Genomic DNA, 16,093 nt, shown 5'->3' with positions numbered 1-16,093 from the left:
GTGCCGGCACCGACGCAGCCGGCGGCGGCGGCGCGGATCCTACTCGCCGGTCAGCTCGTCGAGGACGGCCCTGGCGGAGGCGCGGTAGGCGTCCACGTTGCGCAGCTTCACGTGCTCGTAGCCGCGGATCACCTCGGGCAGCTCGGCCAGCTCGCGGACCCGCTCCCCGGTCTCCGGGCGCAGGCGGTCCAGCGCGCTGTGCACGTCGCGGGTGTACTCGGCGGCGAGCTCCCGCTCGGTCCCGCGCACCCCGCCCAGGCCGAACGGGTCCAGGCGGGTGCCGCGCAGCGCGCGCATGCCGTACAGCAGGCGGAAGGCCGGGTCGAACCAGGCGCCGAGGCGGAGCTTGCGCCTCATGCCCAGGGCGCGCAGGAACGGCGGGTGCAGGTTGTAGGAGACCCGCGCGCCGGGGCCGAACTCGGCGGCGATCCGCGCCCGCTCGGCCGGGTCGAGGTGCAGGCGGGCCACCTCGTACTCGTCCTTGTAGGCCATCAGCCGGTGCAGCTGCCGCGCGTAGGCCTCGGTGACGGCGGTGCTCCCGGGGGAGACCTCCCGCTCCCTGGCGAGGACCGCGCGGACCGCGTCGGCGTACCGGGCGGCGTAGCGCGCGTTCTGGTACGCGACGAGGTCGGGCACCCGGACCGTGAGGATCCGGTGCAGCTCGGTGCCGGGCTCGGCGACCGCGTCGACCAGGCCTGCCGTCTCCGGGCCGGGCGGCGGCGCGACCGGGGCGGCGGGGCGGGTCGCCGCCGCCACGGCCTCGGGGGCGGCCACCACCGCGCGGCCCCAGTGGAAGGCGGCGACGGTCCGCTCGGCGGCCCGGCCGCCGCCCGCGCGGATGGCCCGCTCGATCGACTCCAGGCCGAGCGGGATGAGCCCGCGCTGCCAGGCGGCCCCGACGATGATCGTGTTGGCCGGCATGTGGTCGCCGAACAGCGCCTGGGCCATCTCCTCGGCGTCGAGGTAGACGTTCAGCTCGCGCCGGGTCCGCGACTCCAGCGCGCCGATCGGCGAGGCCACGTCGGTCAGGTGGGTGGCCGGGTCGAGCACCATCGAACCGGTCGGCACCAGGCTGGTGGAGACCACCGCCACGGTACGGTCGCGGTCGGCGGCGGCCAGGTGGGCGGGATCGGTGGCGCCGATCAGGTCCAGCGCCAGGTAGGCGTCCACGCTGGCCGCGCCGCCCCGCGCCGAGCGGTCGCCGTCACCGTCGAAGATGAGGATGTCGGAGACGACCGTGCCGCCCTTCTGGGCCAGGCCGGTCTGGTCGAGCCCCCGCGACCGCCTGCCGTCGAGCATCGCGGCGGTGCCGAGGATCTGCGCGACCGACACCACGCCGGTGCCGCCGATGCCGACCAGCCTGATCGAGGTCTCCCCGGTGCGCGCCTCGGGCAGGGGCATCTCCGGCGGCGCGGGCACCGCGGCGCGCCTCTTCGCGGCCGCCTTCCCCTTCGCGGGCAGGACGGTCAGGAAGGAGGGGCAGTCGCCCTCCACGCACGAGTAGTCCTTGTTGCAGGACGACTGGTGGATCTCGGTCTTGCGGCCGAACTCGGTCTCCACCGGCAGCACGGACAGGCACTCGGACTTCTGCCCGCAGTCGCCGCAGCCCTCGCAGACCCGCTGGTTGATCGCCACCCGCCTGGCGGGGTCGGGCAGGTCGCCCTTCTTGCGCAGCCGCCGCTTCTCGGCCGCGCACTGCTGGTCGTGGATGAGCACGGTCACGCCGGGGATCGCGGCCAGCTCGCGCTGGGCGTCCTCCAGCGCCGTCCTGTCGCGCACCTCGGCGATGCCCGCCAGCCTGACCCCCCGGTAGCGCTCCGGCTCGTCGGTGGTGACGACGATCCTGCGCACCCCCTCGGTCTCCAGCCAGCGGGTCAGGTCGGGCACCGACAGCGCCGGGGTGATCGTCTGCCCGCCGGTCATCGCGACCGCGCTGTTGTAGAGCAACTTGTAGGTGATGTTGACGCCCGCGCCGACCGCGGCCCTGACCGCGAGCGAGCCGCTGTGGTGGAAGGTGCCGTCGCCGAGGTTCTGGAAGATGTGCGGGGTGTCGGTGAACGGCGCCTGGCCGATCCACTGCGCGCCCTCGCCGCCCATCTGGGTCAGGCCGGTGAGCGTGCCCTTGCCCTCGCGGTTGAGCACCACCATGGTGTGGCAGCCGATCCCGGCGCCGACGGGCGCGCCGTCGGGGACGGCGGTGGAACGGTTGTGCGGGCAGCCCGAGCAGAAGAAGGGGGTGCGCTTGGGGGTGAGCAGCGTCAGCGGCGCCGGGCGCGAGATGACGGAGAGCCCCTTCGTCACCTGCTCGCCGAGGCCGGTCAGGCCGTTCGAACCGTCCAGGTCGGTCAGGCCCCGGCGGCGCAGCCGGAAGGCGATGGCCTTGGCGGCCAGGTCGGCGTCGACGGCGCCGTGCCGGGGAATGAGCCGCGCGCCGTTCTCGTCGAGCTTGCCCAGCACGCGGGGGGCGTCGGCGGTCCCGTACAGGATGTCCTTGACCGAGGTCTCCAGCAGCGGGGCCTTCTCCTCCACGACGAGGATCTCCGACAGTCCCCGGGCGAAGGTCCGGACGATCTCCGGGTCCAGCGGCCAGAGCATGCCGATCTTCAGGAGGCGGACACCGGCCTGCTCCGGCGTGACGCCGAGTTTGCGGAAGCCCTCGCGGACGTCGTAGTAGGCGGTTCCGGAGGCGACGACGCCCAGCCAGGCGTCGCGGGGGTCGGCGGTGACGCGGTTGAGCCCGTTCTCGCGGGCGTAGGCGCGGGCCAGGTCGAGACGCGGGCCGACGAGCGTGCGCTCCATCTCCAGCGACCACGGGGTGAGCAGGGTGGCGTCGGGCACGTGCCGGTACGGCCTGCCCTGGTACTCGACGACGGGCATGACCGGGACGACCCGGTCATGCCCGACGTCCACGGTGCCGGTGCCGTCCACGACGTTGGAGACGGCCTTCACCGCGACCCACAGGCCGCTGGCCCGGGACGCCGCGATCGCGTGGCGTCCCAGGTCGAGCAGCTCCTGGACGCTGCCGGGGTGGACGATCGGCATGCCCAGCGTGGCGAGCGTGCCCTCGGTCGCCGAGGGGAGGGTGGAGGACTTGCAGGTCGGGTCGTCGCCGCAGAGGGCGATCAGGCCGCCCTCGGGGTGGGCGCCGACGAAGTTGCCGTGCCGGAACGCGTCGGCCGCGCGGTCGACGCCGGGCGCCTTGCCGTACCAGACGCCCAGCACGCCGGAGGTGCGCGGGCGGGGGAGGGCGGGCACGAGCTGGCTGCCCCAGACCGCGGTGGCGCCGAGTTCCTCGTTCTGCCCGGGGCGGTGCACCACGCCGAGCGGCTCGGTGTGCCGGCGGGAGCGGGCCAGCTCCTGGTCGAAGCCGCCGAGGGGGGAGCCGGGGTAGCCGGACACCATCGTGCCGGTACGGAGACCCGCCGCCCCGTCGGCGCGCATCTGGTCGATGATCACCCTGACCAGGGCCTGGGTTCCGGTCATGAAGACCCGGCCCTCGTCGAGCAGGTAGCGGTCGTCGGGGGAGATCTCCCGGGCGTCTGCGAAGATCGTCATGTTTGGTCCCGTCGTCGGCGCTCCTGCGTTGCCGCAAGGTTATGCCAGGTAGAACAAAACTCGATGTCAAACTTTCCAAGGTTGGCCCCCCTCGTTAGCATCCGATGTCATGGATGTGACAGATCGCGCAATTCTCGGTCTCCTGCAGGTGGAGGGGCGGCTGAGCAACCTGGAGCTGGCCGAGCGGGTGCGGCTGACCCCCTCGCCGTGCCTGCGCCGGGTCCGCAACCTGGAGGAGGCCGGAGTGATCACCGGCTACCGCGCCGTGATCGACCCGACGGCCGTGGGGCGGGGCTTCCAGGTCGTCGCCTACGTCGAGCTGGAGGGCCAGGACGCCGAGACGGTCACCGCCTTCGAGGCCGCCGTCATGGAGATCGACGACGTGGTGGAGTGCCTGCGCATGTTCGGCCGCCCCGACTACGTGCTGCGGGTGGCGGTGCCCGACATGGACGCCTACAGCCAGCTCTGCCTGGAGAGGCTCGGCCGCCTGCCCGGCCTCGACAAGCTCACCTCGCAGATCGCCATGAAGGCCCTCAAGCCCGGCGGCGTCCTGCCCCTGTAACCGTTCCTCCCGGAGCCGTTCCTCCTGGAGCCGCCCCCCTTCCGGAGGCGCCTCTCCCGGAGGTGCGCCGTGCCTCTCGGGTCCGGCGGGAGCCGTGTGTGAGCCGGTCCCGTCCGGAGGGCTTCCTCGTCCCGGCCGCCGTTCGCCCGGCCCCCGGGCCGCCCCGCCGATAAGGGTGTCCGTAAAGCCTGTTTTGTCGGAAATTGAATAAAGCCTACTATTTCTGTAGGGTTAGCCGAGAAGCCGCTGACGACGTGTTCCCAGCCCGTCGCCGGTGGCGTACCACAGCGACCCCTTCCGGCGTGCCCTCGCCGACCGCGACGAAGTGAACCGTCCGAAACCATGCCCGCAACGGCCCCCACGCCTCTCGTGCGGCCCGATGGCGCGGACGGTCATCGGGAGAGACAGTGAAAAGGAAGACGACGCCCCTCATCGGAGCCGTGATCGCGGCCGCGCTGGCCCTCGCCGGCTGCGGCTCGGGCACCGGCCCGGACTCCGGTTCGGGCTCCGCCCCCGGGGGGAGCGCCGCGCCCGGGGGATCGGCGGCCGCCTTCGACCCGGCCGCGACGATCGAGGTCGGCTCGCTCTACGAGCCGCAGAACCTCGACAACACCGGCGGCGGCGGTCAGGGCGTGACCGAGGCGTTCAACGGCAACGTCTACGAGGGCCTGTTCCGGCTCACCGACGAGGGCAAGGTCGAGAACCTGCTCGCCGAGAGCCAGAAGGTCAGCGCCGACGGCCTCACCTACACCTTCACCCTGCGCGACGGCGTCACGTTCCACTCGGGCGATCCCCTCACCTCCGCCGACGTGAAGCACAGCATCGAGCAGGTCACCGCGAAGAAGTCGCAGTCGGCCCGCAAGAGCGCCTTCGCCGTCGTCAAGAGCATCGAGACCCCCGACGACGGCACGGTCGTGGTGAAGCTGAAGGACAGGTCGATCTCGTTCGTCTACAACCTCAGCTACGTCTGGATCGTCAACGACGCGGCGAAGGACCTGGCGAAGTCCGAGGACGGCACCGGCCCGTACCGGCTCGGCGAATGGAAGCGCGGCTCCACGCTGAGCCTGACGCCGTTCGACGGCTACTGGGGCACCGCCCCGGCGAACAAGGGCGTGGTGTTCCACTACTTCACCTCGGCGACCGCGCTCAACAACGCGCTGCTGACCGACGCCGTCGACATCGTGACCAGCGAGCAGAGCCCGGACGCGCTGGAGCAGTTCAAGAACAACCCGAACTACAAGGTCAACGACGGCCGGTCGACGACCAAGCTCCTGCTGGCCTTCAACGACAGGGTCAAGCCGTTCGACGACAAGCTCGTCCGCAAGGCCGTCGGCGCCGCCATCGACGACCGCAAGCTGCTCGACTCCGTCTGGGGCGGCTACGGGACGCCGATCGGCTCGATGGTCCCGCCCACCGACCCGTGGTACGAGGACCTCACCTCGCTCGACCCCTACGACGTGGAACTGGCCAGGAAACAGCTCGCCGAGGCCGGTTTCCCGAACGGGTTCGCCTTCACGCTCGACACCCCGAACTACGACCCGCACCCCACCGCGGCCACGTTCATCAAGGGCGAGCTGGCCAAGATCGGCGTCAACGTGACGATCAACGTCATCACCGCCGACGAGTGGTACACCAAGGTGTTCAAGAACCGCGACTTCGCCGCCACGCTGCAGGAGCACGTCAACGACCGCGACGTCGTCTGGTACGGCAACCCCGACTTCTACTGGGGCTACGACAACCCCGAGGTGACCAGGCTGGTCGACGAGGCCGAGCGGTCCGACACCGTCGAGAAGCAGGCCGAGCTGCTCAAGCAGGCCAACCGGAAGATCGCCGAGGACGCCGCCGGCGACTGGCTCTACCTCTACCCGCAGATCGTGGTGGCCTCGTCGTCGCTGTCGGGCTACCCGGTCAACGGTCTCAACTCGCAGTTCCACGCCTACGGCATCAAGAAGGGCTGATGTCCGGCACCGCGCTCCGCCTGCCCGGCACCGCGCTCCGCCTGTCCGGCACCGCGCTCCGCCTGCCCGGCCCGCCACCTCGCGGGCCAGGCGTCGCACCCCGCCGGCCCGGCCCGCCGCCCCGCGCGGCCGGCCGGGCTCCGGCGCGCCTGCCCGCCGGTACGGAGTCCTCTCTCATGAACACTCGTCCGCTGCCCGGTTCCCCATGATCACTTACCTGCTGCGGCGGGCGGCGTTCCTCGTCGTCTCGCTCCTGCTGGCCTGCGTCGTGCTGTTCCTGCTGCTGCGCCTGCTGCCCGGCGATCCGGCCAACGCGCTGCTGTCGGTCGGGGCCACCCCCGAGCAGATCGAGGCCGCCCGCCACCAGATCGGCTCCGACCGCCCGCTGCCCGAGCAGTTCGCCACCTGGCTCGGCCGGCTCGCCGCCCTCGACCTGGGTGAGTCGTTCGTCAGCACCCTCCCGGTCGGCCCCGAGATCGCCTCCCGCCTGGCCGTCACCGTCCCGCTGACCCTGCTGTCCTTCCTGCTCGCCGTCGCCGTCGCCGTACCGGTCGGCTTCGTCGCCGCCCACCGCGCGGGCACCTGGTACGGGTCCCTGCTCAGCGGGCTGTCCCAGCTGGGCATCGCGGTCCCGGCCTTCTGGGTGGGAATGCTGCTGATCACGGTGTTCTCGCTCCGGCTGAGGGTGTTCCCGGCCGGCGGCTTCCCGAGGGACGACTGGGCCGATCCGGTCGCGGCCCTCACCTCGCTGGCGCTGCCCGTCGTCACGGTCGCCCTCGTCATGTCGGCCTCGCTCGTCCGCTACGTCCGCTCCGCCACCCTGGACGTGCTCGGCAGCGACCACCTGCGGACCTTCCGTGCGCTCGGCTCCTCCTTCACCGGGGCGATGTGGCGGCACGGCCTGCGCAACGCGGCCGTGCCCGTCGTCTCCGTCCTCGGGATCGAGCTCGCCACGACCTTCCTCGGGGCCGTCGTCGTCGAGAGCGTGTTCGCCCTCCCCGGTCTCGGCGGCATGCTGGTCAAGGGGATCGCCCAGCACGACTACCCGGTGATCCAGGGCATCCTGTTCGTCAGCACCTTCGCGGTCCTGCTGATCGGTTTCGCCGCCGACCTCGCCCAGCGGCTCATCGACCCCCGGCTGCGCGGCACCGTCTCCGGAGGCCCGCGATGAACGCCGCGGCCTCCCCGCCGAAGGCCCCCGTACCGGGTGCCCGTCCCCGGTCGCGGCGGTCCACGACGCTCGTGATCGGATGCGTGCTCGCCGGCCTGGTCGTCGCCGTCGCGGTCGTCTCCCTCCTGTGGCTCCCGTACGCCCCGGACGACACCTCGGGAGACCGGCTCATGCCGCCGGGGGCCGCCCACCCGCTGGGCACCGACAAGCTGGGCCGGGACCTGCTCACCCAGCTGATGATCGGCGCGCGGATCGCGCTGACGGTCGGGGCCGGGTCGGTCCTGCTCGGCGGCGTCCTCGGCCTGCTCGCCGGTCTCGCGGCCGGGTTCGCCACCCGGTGGCTCGACGACACGCTCTCGGTGCTGCTCGACATCCTCATCGCCTTCCCCACCCTGCTCCTGGCCATGCTCGTCGTCGCGGTCCGTTCGGCGTCGCTCGGCTCGGCGATCCTGGCGATCGGGCTGGGCATGTCCGCGATCGTGGCGAGGCTGACCCGGGTGCTCGTCAAGCGCGTGCTGGCCCAGGACTTCGTCACGGCCTCGCGCACCTCCGGAACCTCCTGGCCGCGCGTGGTGACCGAGCACGTCCTGCCGAACATCTGGCCGACGCTGCTGGTCAACCTCGCGCTCCAGCTCGGGCTCGCCGTGCTGGCCGAGGCGTCCCTGTCCTACCTGGGGCTCGGCCCGCCCCCGCCGAACGCCTCCTGGGGGCGCATGCTGCAGGAGGCCCAGGCGACCGTGCTCACCGCGCCGCTCGGCGCCGTCGCCCCCGGCGTGCTGCTGGTCGTGCTCGTCGTCGGCGTGAACCTGATCGCCGACGGCCTCAGGGACGTGGCCGACCCGACCCGGCGGAGGACGCGATGAGCCTGCTCGACGTCTCGGGGCTGCGCGTGCGCTCCGCCGACGGCCACGACCTCGTCAAAGGCCTGTCCTTCACGATCGGCCCGGGCGAGCGGCTCGGCCTGATCGGCGAGTCCGGGTCCGGCAAGTCGCTGACCGCCCTCGCGGTCATGGGCCTGCTGCCGTCCGGCATGACCGCGTCCGGCAGCGTCGTGCTGGACGCGCCGGGTACGGGCCCGTCCGAGATCGTCGGAGCCCCCGAGCGGCGCCTGAACGGGCTGCGCGGCCGGGCGGTGTCGGTCGTGTTCCAGGAGCCGCTGACGGCACTCGACCCGCTCATGAGGGTCGGCCGCCAGCTCGCCGAGCCCATCAGGCGCAGGCGGGGGCTGCGCGGCGCCGCCCTGCGCGCCGCCGTGGCCGCCGCCCTCCAGGAGGTCAGGATCGCCGAACCCGGCCGGGTCGCGCGGGCGTACCCGCACGAGATCTCCGGCGGCCAGCGCCAGCGCGTCGCCATCGCGATGGCCCTGGCCTGCGAGCCCGCGCTGCTCATCGCCGACGAGCCGACCACGGCCCTCGACGTGACGGTGCAGGCGGAGGTGCTCGCCCTGCTCGGCGGCCTGGTCACCGCCCGGGGCATGGCCCTGCTGTTCATCGGCCACGACCTCGCGGTCGTCTCCGGGATCACCGACCGCGTCCTCGTCCTCAAGGACGGCGAGGCCGTCGAGTCGGGGACCGTCAGGGAGATCGTGGACGCGCCGCGCCACCCGTACACCCGGTCACTGGTGGCGGGCGCCCGGCACCTCGACAGCGCACTGGATTGGACGAACCGTTGACCCGGCCCACCCCGGACCAGCCCGCCGTGCCCGCTGCGCCCGCCGACTCCGCCGTGCCCGCCGTGCCCGTCGCGCCCGCTCCCGACGCGGCGGGCGGGCCCGGCCCGAACACCGCAGGACCGGCCGGGGCCGTCCGGGACGGGGTGGCCCGGCCCGTCCTGGAGGCGCGCCAGGTGGGCTTCGCCTACCGCGGGGCGGCGGCCCCCGTGCTCTCCGACGTCTCCTTCCAGGTGCTGCCGGGGCGCAGCACGGCCCTGGTCGGGGAGTCGGGTGCGGGCAAGACGACGCTGCTGCGACTGCTGCTCGGCCTGGCCGTGCCCACCGCCGGGCGGATCCTCTTCGACGGGACGCCGCTCTCGCCGCGCGACCGCGGGCGGATGCGCGCGTTCCGCCGCGGCGTGCAGACCGTGTTCCAGGACCCGTACTCCTCGCTCGACCCGCGGCAGCGGGTGGGCAGGATCGTCGCCGAGCCGCTCCGCTCGCTCGGCCTGGTGCCGGCGGCGCGGTGGAACGCCTCGGCCGCGGACCTGCGCGTCGCCGCCGCGCTCGAAGCCGTCGGGCTGCCGGCCGACGCCGCGCGCCGCTACCCGCACGAGTTCTCCGGCGGGCAGCGCCAGCGGGTCGCCATCGCGCGCGCCATCGTGTGCGAGCCCCGGGTCCTGCTCGCCGACGAGCCCGTCAGCGCGCTGGACGTCTCCACGCGCGTACGCGTCATCGACCTGCTGGCCGAGCTGCGCGAGAGCCACGGGCTGACCGTCGTGATGGTCTCCCACGACCTCGCCGTGGTCGCGATGCTCTGCGACCACACGGCGGTCCTCGAACGCGGCCGGATCGTGGAGCAGGGCGACACCGCCGCCGTGCTCGGCTCCCCGAGCCACCCCTACACCCGCCGCCTGATCGACAGCGTGCCGAGGCTTCCCGCCACCTGACCGCGCCCCCGCCGCCTCAGCGCAGCAGCGGGAGCCTGCCCGTGAGGCGCTCCACGGTCTGGCGCGGGCCCAGCAGGCTCACCGCGTAGTACGAGAGGTCCTCGCCGCCGGAGCGGGCCAGCCCGGCCAGATACTCGTCGTAGACGTTGGTCCGCTGCGCGATGGCCGCCATGTCGGCGACGACCAGCCCCGCCTCCTCCGCCGCCTCGTCCCTGATCCGGCGGACGACGTCGGCGGGCGCGGCCAGCACCGTGCACCCGGTCCAGGGCAGCCCGGCGTGGGTGTGACCCGAGGCGTCGGTGCCCGCCGATCCCAGGATCGCGGGCACCGCGTTGCCCACGGACGCGGCCAGGCAGGCCGCGGCGTTGGCCTGCAGGCCGCGGGGCAGATCATGGTCGATCACGATCGCCCATTTCACCGGAAGCCGCCGGGTGGGCAGGTCGGTCCGGCGGTCCAGGGTGTCGATCCAGTCGGCCGATATGGTCATCCGTGTTCCCCTCTCCGAATTTCTGAGAGGACGTTCGCATCTGAAGCGCAGGAATCACAACTCGATCTGACTCCTTCCGAAGAAAGTTCGGAAATCTCTGGGAAGATGTACGCGTGGACGAACTTGACACGGCCATCCTCGCCGAGCTCCAGCGCGACGGCCGCCAGACCAACCGCGAGCTGGCCGAGCGGCTCGGCATCGCGCCCTCGACCTGCCTGGAGCGAGTGCGCTCCCTGCGGAGCAGGGAGGTGATCGAGGGATTCCACGCCGAGGTCAACCTCGCCGCCATCGGCCGCCCGGTCCAGGCGCTCATCAACGTCCGGCTGCACCCGAAGATCAGGGAGGCGGTCGAGGGCTTCCGCGACCATGTCGCCGCGCTCCCCGAGACCCTCGCGGTCTTCGTGGTGTCCGGCGGCGACGACTTCATCATCCAGGTGGCCGTACGCGACACCGGCCACCTGCGCGACTTCGTCCTCGACCACGTCTCCCGGCACCGCAACATCGCCGACGTACGCACCTCGCTGGTCTACGACCACATCCGCAAGACCTCCGTCGAGGTCCTGCCCCCCGAGCGGCCGAGCCCGCCCCGGACCCGCCGCCGCTGAGAGAGGGCCCGCGAGTCCCTCGGCCTTCGGGCACCTCCGGTCCGCCGGGGTACCTCGTGCCGGCCGCGAGGCCGGATTCCCCTCATCCGATCACCGGCTTCGGCCGGCGCATGCGGTGATCCTAAGATCGCTGGGAGGCCACCCCCCACGATCGACGACCTGGTATCCGGAGGATCCGTCATGCGACTCCCTCGTTCCCTCTCCGGCTGGACGATGGCCGTCTTCGGCCTTCTCGCCGTGGCACTCGGCGTCGTCGGCCTGGTGTCGCCGGACACCATGCTCGCCCTCCTCGGCTTCGAGGTGCCGCAGACGCGCGACCCCGGCGACTACACGAAGGTGTACCTCGCCGCCTCCTCCATGGCCGCGGTGAACATGGGCGTCTACTACCTCCTGGCCGCCGCCGCCGACTACCGGCCCTTCTTCCTGTGGACGGTGCCGTTCCGCCTGCTGACGTTCACGGTCTTCACCCTGCTGGTGGTGACCGGCGCCGCCCCCGCCCGGTTCATCGGCGTCGGTCTCTGGGAGGGGGCCGGCGCGGTGGTCACCGGGGCCGCGCTCTGGTGGGAGCGCAGGCGCCCGGACGCCGCCTGACGGCCCGGGCACGGCGTTCGCCCGCGGCCGCCCGCCGGGGGCGCGGCGCGATCGCCGGGCCTCCGGGCCGGCTCCTCGCGCGGGAGTGCCTTCGACGCCTCGGGCGCGTCGGCATGATGGGTGCCGGTCCGCGCGGTGCGGACTCCGCGACGGTCCCGGCGCCGAAACACCGGGACGCTCGATCCCGGCGTCAGAGGACGTCGGGAGAGTCGCGCGGGACCACCAGGCCGGATTCGTAGGCGAGGACCACGAGCTGGGCGCGGTCGCGGGCGTGGAGCTTGGCCATGGCCCGGTTGACGTGGGTCTTCGCGGTCAGCGGGCTGATCACCATGCGGTCCGCGATCTGGTCGTTGGACAGGCCCCGCGCGACCAGGGCGACGGCCTCGCGTTCGCGGTTGGTCAGTTCTCCCAGCCCCGTGCCGGTGCCGCCGTCGAGCGGCTGGGCGACGTACCTGTTGATGAGCCTGCGGGTGATCGACGGGGCGAGCAGGGCGTCGCCGCGCGCGGCGACGCGTACGGCGTGCAGGAAGTCCTCGGGCATGATGTCCTTGACGAGGAATCCGGCCGCGCCGGCGCGCAGCGCGTTGAAGACGTGCTCGTCGAGGCCGTAGTTGGTCAGGATGACGACGTGCACCCCGGCCAGGGCCGGGTCGGCGGCGATGCGCCGGGTCGCCTCGATGCCGTCGACGACCGGCATCTGGATGTCGATGAGGGCGATGTCGGGCAGGTGCTCCCTGGCCAGAGCCAGGGCCTCCGACCCGTCGCCGGCCTCGGCCACCACCTCGATGTCGTCCTCGAGGTCGAGGAGCGCGCGGAATCCGCTGCGGATGAGAGGCTGGTCGTCGACCAGCAGGACGCGGATCATGACGTTCGCTCCACGGGAAGTTCGGCCTGGACGGTGAAGCCGCCCTCGCCGCGCGGTGCCGCCCGCAGGTGGCCGCCGAGGGCGGTGACGCGCTCGCGCATCCCGAGCAGCCCGACACCGGGCACCGGGGCGGTGTCCGGTGTGGCCCTGCCGTCGTCGTCGACGCGGATCACGAGGGTGTCGGGACGGTAGTCGATTCGGACCGACGCGGTGGCGGTGGCGGCATGCCGGGAGATGTTGGTGAGCGACTCCTGGACGATCCGGTAGACGGTCCGGCTCACCGCGGCCGGCACGTCGTGCCGTTGCCCCTCGATCGTCAGCGTCGCGTCCAGGCCGATGGTGCGGGCGCGTTCCAGCAGCTCCGGGAGGTGGTCGAGCCCACGCGGCGGGGTCGTGTCGTCGTCGCGCAGCGCCTGCAGGGTCGCGCGCAGCTCCCGGGTCGCCTCACGCCCGGCCTCCTGGATCGCGAGCAGGGCCTCCGGCACCTGCTCGCCGCGCCTGCGGGCCACGTGGACGGCGACCTCGGACTGCACCTTGATGATCGAGATCTGGTGGGTGAGCGAATCGTGCAGCTCCCGCGCGATGCGCAGCCGCTCCTCGTCGGCGCGGTGCCGCGCGGCCTCCTCCCGGGTGCGCTCGGCCTCGTCCGCCCGCCGCTCGGCCTGCCGCAGCGCCTCACCCGCGGCGCCGGCCGCGACCAGCCAGGCCAGCTCGAGGGCGCCCCGGGCCTGCGCGAGCGCCTCGCCCAGGTCGTGCGGGCCCGAGACCAGGGCCGCGAGGGGGAGCGCGGCCAGCATGGCCACGCTCGCCACCACCGTGACGGTGCGGTGTCCCGCCCGTACGGCGGCGTACACCGCGAACAGGTACGCGACGGCGGGCACGTCGAAACCGGCGGCCTGGTAACCCACCGCGCACAGCCCGGTGACGGCCAGGACGGGAAGCGGGGCCCGGCGGCGCGCGGCCAGCACCAGGCCGCCGGCCGCCAGCAGCGCGTGACCGAGCAGGGCGAGGTCCGTGGCGGAGTGCCGCCCGGACAGCCCGGTGACCAGCAGCGTCGCCGCCACGCCGACGGCGATCGCCCAGTCCTGGACCCCGGCCCGGACACCGGCCCGTCCTGTACTCATGCGGGCACCCTAGCCGGATGTCCGCGCGGGCGACTCCGGCGCGCGGACGATCGGCCGGCTACCGCGCCCGCGGTATCCCCGCGGTTCCTGCGGCGTCCGCGGCAGCCGGTTGCGGCACCGGCGGCAGCGCGAAGTGTCCGCGTCCGCCGGACGACCGGCGGCGGGTCCGGCGGACATGATCAGGCGATGTCGAGTCTTATCAGCCAGTCGTAGGAGAAAAGGAGCACCTCATGTCAGTCCGACGTGTGATTGCCGTGGCCGGAGCCGCCCTGATCGGAGGTTCCCTGCTCGCCGTACCGGTGGCCGCGCACGCCTCGGTCCAGCTGGACCCCGTCGGTGCCTACACCATGACCGCCGGACGGCTCTGGTCCCTGGTGGCCGCGGTGGTGGGGCTGGCCGGCGTGGTCGCCGGCGGGCTGGCGCTGGCCCGCTCCACCGGCCGGATCGGCTCCGGCTCCGGGAGAAGGGGGGCCTTCGTGGCCCTGGCGGCGGGGCTGGCCGGCGCGGTCGTCGGCGGGCTGGTCGTGGCCGCCGCCGAGGGCGGCCCCGGCACCGGTTACGGGATAGTCGGAGGGGTCATGGCCCTGGTGGTGGGGCTGATCGGCACGGCCCTCGGCGGGCTGGTGCTGGCCCGCTCCCGCCGCGCCGGGTGACCCGCGCTGGGTGACCCGCGCCGGGTGACCCGCGCCGGGTGACCCGCACTTCCGGCCTCGGCGAGACGGGGGAGGAACGAGACGGGGGAGGAACTCGGCGAGACGGGAGAGAAATCGGCGGGCTCGGGCTCCGGTCCGTCGGGCATACTGCGGGACAGGGCCCGCCACCGGCGAGCCCCGCCCGTCCTCACCTGCCATCTGCCCGCTGGAGTGGACCACCGATGTCTCCGCTCGACCGCGCCGCCGTCGACGCCCTGTTCCCCGCCGGCCTGCCCGAGGTCGGCCACTGGCAGCGGCGCTACCCGCCCCGGCAGCTGCCCGAGGGAGCCCAGGTCACCCGGGTCAGCCCCAGCCCCACCGGCCACGCCCACATCGGCAGCGTGTACGTGGCCATGATCGACGCCGACGTCGCCCGTCACAGCGGCGGCACCTATTTCGTGCGGGTGGAGGACACCGACCGGCTGCGCGAGGTCGAAGGCGCCGCCGCCCAGTTCGACCGCGTCTTCTCCGTCTTCGGCGTCTCCCCCGACGAGACCGACCCCGGCGGCGCCTACGGCCCTTACACCCAGTCGGCGCGTTCGCCCGTCTATCTCAGCCACGTGCGGGAACTCCTGCGCCGGAACAAGGCGTACCCGTGCTTCGCCACCCGCGACGAGCTCGCGGCCAACGTCGCCGCGCAGCGGGCCGCGAAGGTCCCCACCGGCTACTACGGCCGGTGGGCGATCTGGCGGGACGCCCCGGCCGAGCGGGTCGGCGAGTACCTGGCCGCCGGCCGGCCGTACGTGGTGCGGTTTCGCTCTCCCGCCTCCCCCGGCGATCGGATCGGCTACCACGACCTGATCCGGGGCGAGCTGGAAGCCGACGCGAACCTCAACGACGCCGTCATCCTCAAAAGCAGCGACCAGCACCCGCGCCTGCCCACCTACCACTTCGCCCACGCCGTCGACGACCACCTCATGGGTGTCACCGTCGTCATCCGCGGTGACGAGTGGATCTCCTCGGTTCCGCTGCACCTGCAGCTGTTCGACGCGCTCGGCTTTCCCCGCGTCGGCTACGCCCACATCGCGCCGCTGATGAAGATGGAGGGCGGCAGCCGCCGCAAGCTGTCCAAGCGCAAGGATCCCGAAGCGTCGGTGGACCACTACCTCCAGGCGGGCTACCCGGTCGAGGCGGTCCTGTACTACCTGCGCGGCCTGGCCAACGGGCGCCTGGCCGAGCTGCCCCTGGCCGAAGCGCTGGCCGCGCCCATCCTGCTGGAGGAATGCGGCGCGGCCGGCCCTCTGGTGGACATGGCCAAGCTGGACGACATCAGCGCCGACTTCGTCGCCACCCTGCCCGGCGAGGAGATCCTGCGCCGCCTGGCGGCCTGGGCCGCCGACCACGACCCGGACCTGGCCGCCGTGCTCGACGGCGACCGGGACCTGGCACTGCGCGCGCTGGCCGTCGAGCGCGACGGGGTACCGAACCCGCGCAAGGACCTGCGCAGATGGTCGGACTTCCGGACCGCCTACGGCTTCTTCTTCCCCTCGCTGTTCGAGCGCGCCGACGACGGCGACCCCCGCTTCGGCGGCCTGGACCCGCGGCTGGTCCACGCCATGCTCGACGACCTCGCCGAGCGCTACCGGCCGCACGCCGACCCCGGCCGCTGGTTCGACCAGGTGCGCGACCTCGCCGCCCGGCACGGTTTCGCCCCCACCCCCAAGGCGCACAAGGCCGACCCCGGCGTTCACCCCGGATCGATCCGCGAAGCCTCCCAGGTCGTCCGCGTCGCGCTGACCGGAGCCACCCGCAGCCCCGACCTCGCCGCCGTCGCCCACGCCCTGGGGGCCGAGGAGGTCGTACGACGCCTGCGACGGTGATCCCGCCGTCGCGGGCGTTCCCGTCCAGGGCGTTCCATCGTCGCGGGCGTTCCGGAGGGCGT

Annotated in this window: 14 protein-coding genes; 10 read left to right on the top strand and 4 right to left on the bottom strand. The window is 73.2% G+C overall.

Annotated features, from left to right (window positions below):
- Positions 1 to 39: 39 nt before the first annotated feature.
- Positions 40 to 3,555 (bottom strand): indolepyruvate ferredoxin oxidoreductase family protein, encoded by a 3,516-nt coding sequence (locus tag AB0F88_RS15170; protein ID WP_362682915.1) that lies wholly within the window; start codon positions 3,553 to 3,555, stop codon positions 40 to 42.
- 109 nt (positions 3,556 to 3,664) lie between these two features.
- Between AB0F88_RS15170 and AB0F88_RS15165 the strand changes: the two genes are divergently transcribed.
- The 6 genes from AB0F88_RS15165 (at position 3,665) to AB0F88_RS15140 (ending at position 9,847) form a co-directional block, all read left to right on the top strand.
- Positions 3,665 to 4,117, top strand: coding sequence for an Lrp/AsnC family transcriptional regulator (locus tag AB0F88_RS15165; RefSeq protein ID WP_362682912.1), 453 nt, complete (start codon positions 3,665 to 3,667; stop codon positions 4,115 to 4,117).
- 407 nt (positions 4,118 to 4,524) lie between these two features.
- A complete protein-coding gene (locus AB0F88_RS15160) occupies positions 4,525 to 6,075 on the top strand; it encodes an ABC transporter substrate-binding protein (RefSeq protein ID WP_362682909.1) in 1,551 nt (516 codons plus the stop codon).
- Between the two features lie 205 nt (positions 6,076 to 6,280).
- Positions 6,281 to 7,246 carry an ABC transporter permease gene (locus tag AB0F88_RS15155; protein ID WP_362682906.1) on the top strand — a complete coding sequence of 322 codons (966 nt, stop codon included), beginning with the start codon at positions 6,281 to 6,283 and terminating at the stop codon, positions 7,244 to 7,246.
- Positions 7,243 to 8,109: an ABC transporter permease gene (locus tag AB0F88_RS15150; RefSeq protein ID WP_362682903.1), complete on the top strand. Its 867-nt coding sequence runs from the start codon at positions 7,243 to 7,245 to the stop codon at positions 8,107 to 8,109. The genes AB0F88_RS15155 and AB0F88_RS15150 overlap by 4 nt, the downstream gene beginning before the upstream one ends.
- On the top strand, positions 8,106 to 8,918 hold the full coding sequence (locus AB0F88_RS15145) for an ABC transporter ATP-binding protein (RefSeq protein ID WP_362682900.1): 813 nt from the start codon (positions 8,106 to 8,108) through the stop codon (positions 8,916 to 8,918). The genes AB0F88_RS15150 and AB0F88_RS15145 overlap by 4 nt, the downstream gene beginning before the upstream one ends.
- The gene (locus AB0F88_RS15140; RefSeq protein ID WP_362682897.1) at positions 8,903 to 9,847 is read left to right on the top strand and encodes an ABC transporter ATP-binding protein; all 945 of its coding nucleotides are present in this window, start codon (positions 8,903 to 8,905) and stop codon (positions 9,845 to 9,847) included. Before AB0F88_RS15145 ends, AB0F88_RS15140 begins: the two co-directional genes overlap by 16 nt.
- Before the next feature lie 16 nt (positions 9,848 to 9,863).
- Here AB0F88_RS15140 and AB0F88_RS15135 read toward each other — a convergent pair whose 3' ends face one another.
- Positions 9,864 to 10,334, bottom strand: a complete 471-nt coding sequence (locus tag AB0F88_RS15135) for a DUF2000 domain-containing protein (RefSeq protein ID WP_362682894.1) — start codon at positions 10,332 to 10,334, stop codon at positions 9,864 to 9,866.
- 113 nt (positions 10,335 to 10,447) lie between these two features.
- On the opposite strand from AB0F88_RS15135, the gene AB0F88_RS15130 reads away from it, so the two are divergent.
- Together AB0F88_RS15130 and AB0F88_RS15125 are read left to right on the top strand one after the other, a co-directional pair.
- Positions 10,448 to 10,939: an Lrp/AsnC family transcriptional regulator gene (locus tag AB0F88_RS15130; RefSeq protein WP_362682891.1), complete on the top strand. Its 492-nt coding sequence runs from the start codon at positions 10,448 to 10,450 to the stop codon at positions 10,937 to 10,939.
- 180 nt (positions 10,940 to 11,119) lie between these two features.
- Positions 11,120 to 11,530 (top strand): hypothetical protein, encoded by a 411-nt coding sequence (locus tag AB0F88_RS15125; protein WP_362682888.1) that lies wholly within the window; start codon positions 11,120 to 11,122, stop codon positions 11,528 to 11,530.
- Positions 11,531 to 11,720: 190 nt separating this feature from the next.
- On the opposite strand, the gene AB0F88_RS15120 is transcribed toward AB0F88_RS15125, so the two are convergent.
- Together AB0F88_RS15120 and AB0F88_RS15115 are read right to left on the bottom strand one after the other, a co-directional pair.
- On the bottom strand, positions 11,721 to 12,395 hold the full coding sequence (locus AB0F88_RS15120) for a response regulator transcription factor (protein WP_362682885.1): 675 nt from the start codon (positions 12,393 to 12,395) through the stop codon (positions 11,721 to 11,723).
- Positions 12,392 to 13,519 carry a sensor histidine kinase gene (locus AB0F88_RS15115; RefSeq protein WP_362682882.1) on the bottom strand — a complete coding sequence of 376 codons (1,128 nt, stop codon included), beginning with the start codon at positions 13,517 to 13,519 and terminating at the stop codon, positions 12,392 to 12,394. The genes AB0F88_RS15120 and AB0F88_RS15115 overlap by 4 nt, the downstream gene beginning before the upstream one ends.
- A 230-nt stretch (positions 13,520 to 13,749) precedes the next feature.
- On the opposite strand from AB0F88_RS15115, the gene AB0F88_RS15110 reads away from it, so the two are divergent.
- Positions 13,750 to 14,172, top strand: coding sequence for a DUF6223 family protein (locus AB0F88_RS15110; RefSeq protein ID WP_362682879.1), 423 nt, complete (start codon positions 13,750 to 13,752; stop codon positions 14,170 to 14,172).
- Between the two features lie 221 nt (positions 14,173 to 14,393).
- On the top strand, positions 14,394 to 16,031 hold the full coding sequence (locus tag AB0F88_RS15105) for a glutamate--tRNA ligase family protein (RefSeq protein ID WP_362682876.1): 1,638 nt from the start codon (positions 14,394 to 14,396) through the stop codon (positions 16,029 to 16,031).
- The last annotated feature ends 62 nt before the right edge of the window (positions 16,032 to 16,093 follow it).

This window comes from Streptosporangium sp. NPDC023963 (assembly GCF_040639135.1).
Taxonomy (GTDB): Bacteria; Actinomycetota; Actinomycetes; order Streptosporangiales; family Streptosporangiaceae; genus Streptosporangium.
This window is presented reverse-complemented; position numbering and strand designations above follow the sequence as displayed.

Excerpts from the sequence above, each read along its gene's own strand:
- AB0F88_RS15170 (WP_362682915.1), bottom strand. The coding sequence starts at position 3,555 with ATGACGATCTTCGCAGACGCCCGGGAGATCTCCCCCGACGACCGCTAC.
- AB0F88_RS15165 (WP_362682912.1), top strand. The coding sequence starts at position 3,665 with ATGGATGTGACAGATCGCGCAATTCTCGGTCTCCTGCAGGTGGAGGGG.
- AB0F88_RS15155 (WP_362682906.1), top strand. The coding sequence starts at position 6,281 with ATGATCACTTACCTGCTGCGGCGGGCGGCGTTCCTCGTCGTCTCGCTC.
- AB0F88_RS15150 (WP_362682903.1), top strand. The coding sequence starts at position 7,243 with ATGAACGCCGCGGCCTCCCCGCCGAAGGCCCCCGTACCGGGTGCCCGT.
- AB0F88_RS15145 (WP_362682900.1), top strand. The coding sequence starts at position 8,106 with ATGAGCCTGCTCGACGTCTCGGGGCTGCGCGTGCGCTCCGCCGACGGC.
- AB0F88_RS15135 (WP_362682894.1), bottom strand. The coding sequence starts at position 10,334 with ATGACCATATCGGCCGACTGGATCGACACCCTGGACCGCCGGACCGAC.
- AB0F88_RS15125 (WP_362682888.1), top strand. The coding sequence starts at position 11,120 with ATGCGACTCCCTCGTTCCCTCTCCGGCTGGACGATGGCCGTCTTCGGC.
- AB0F88_RS15120 (WP_362682885.1), bottom strand. The coding sequence starts at position 12,395 with ATGATCCGCGTCCTGCTGGTCGACGACCAGCCTCTCATCCGCAGCGGA.
- AB0F88_RS15115 (WP_362682882.1), bottom strand. The coding sequence starts at position 13,519 with ATGAGTACAGGACGGGCCGGTGTCCGGGCCGGGGTCCAGGACTGGGCG.
- AB0F88_RS15110 (WP_362682879.1), top strand. The coding sequence starts at position 13,750 with ATGTCAGTCCGACGTGTGATTGCCGTGGCCGGAGCCGCCCTGATCGGA.
- AB0F88_RS15105 (WP_362682876.1), top strand. The coding sequence starts at position 14,394 with ATGTCTCCGCTCGACCGCGCCGCCGTCGACGCCCTGTTCCCCGCCGGC.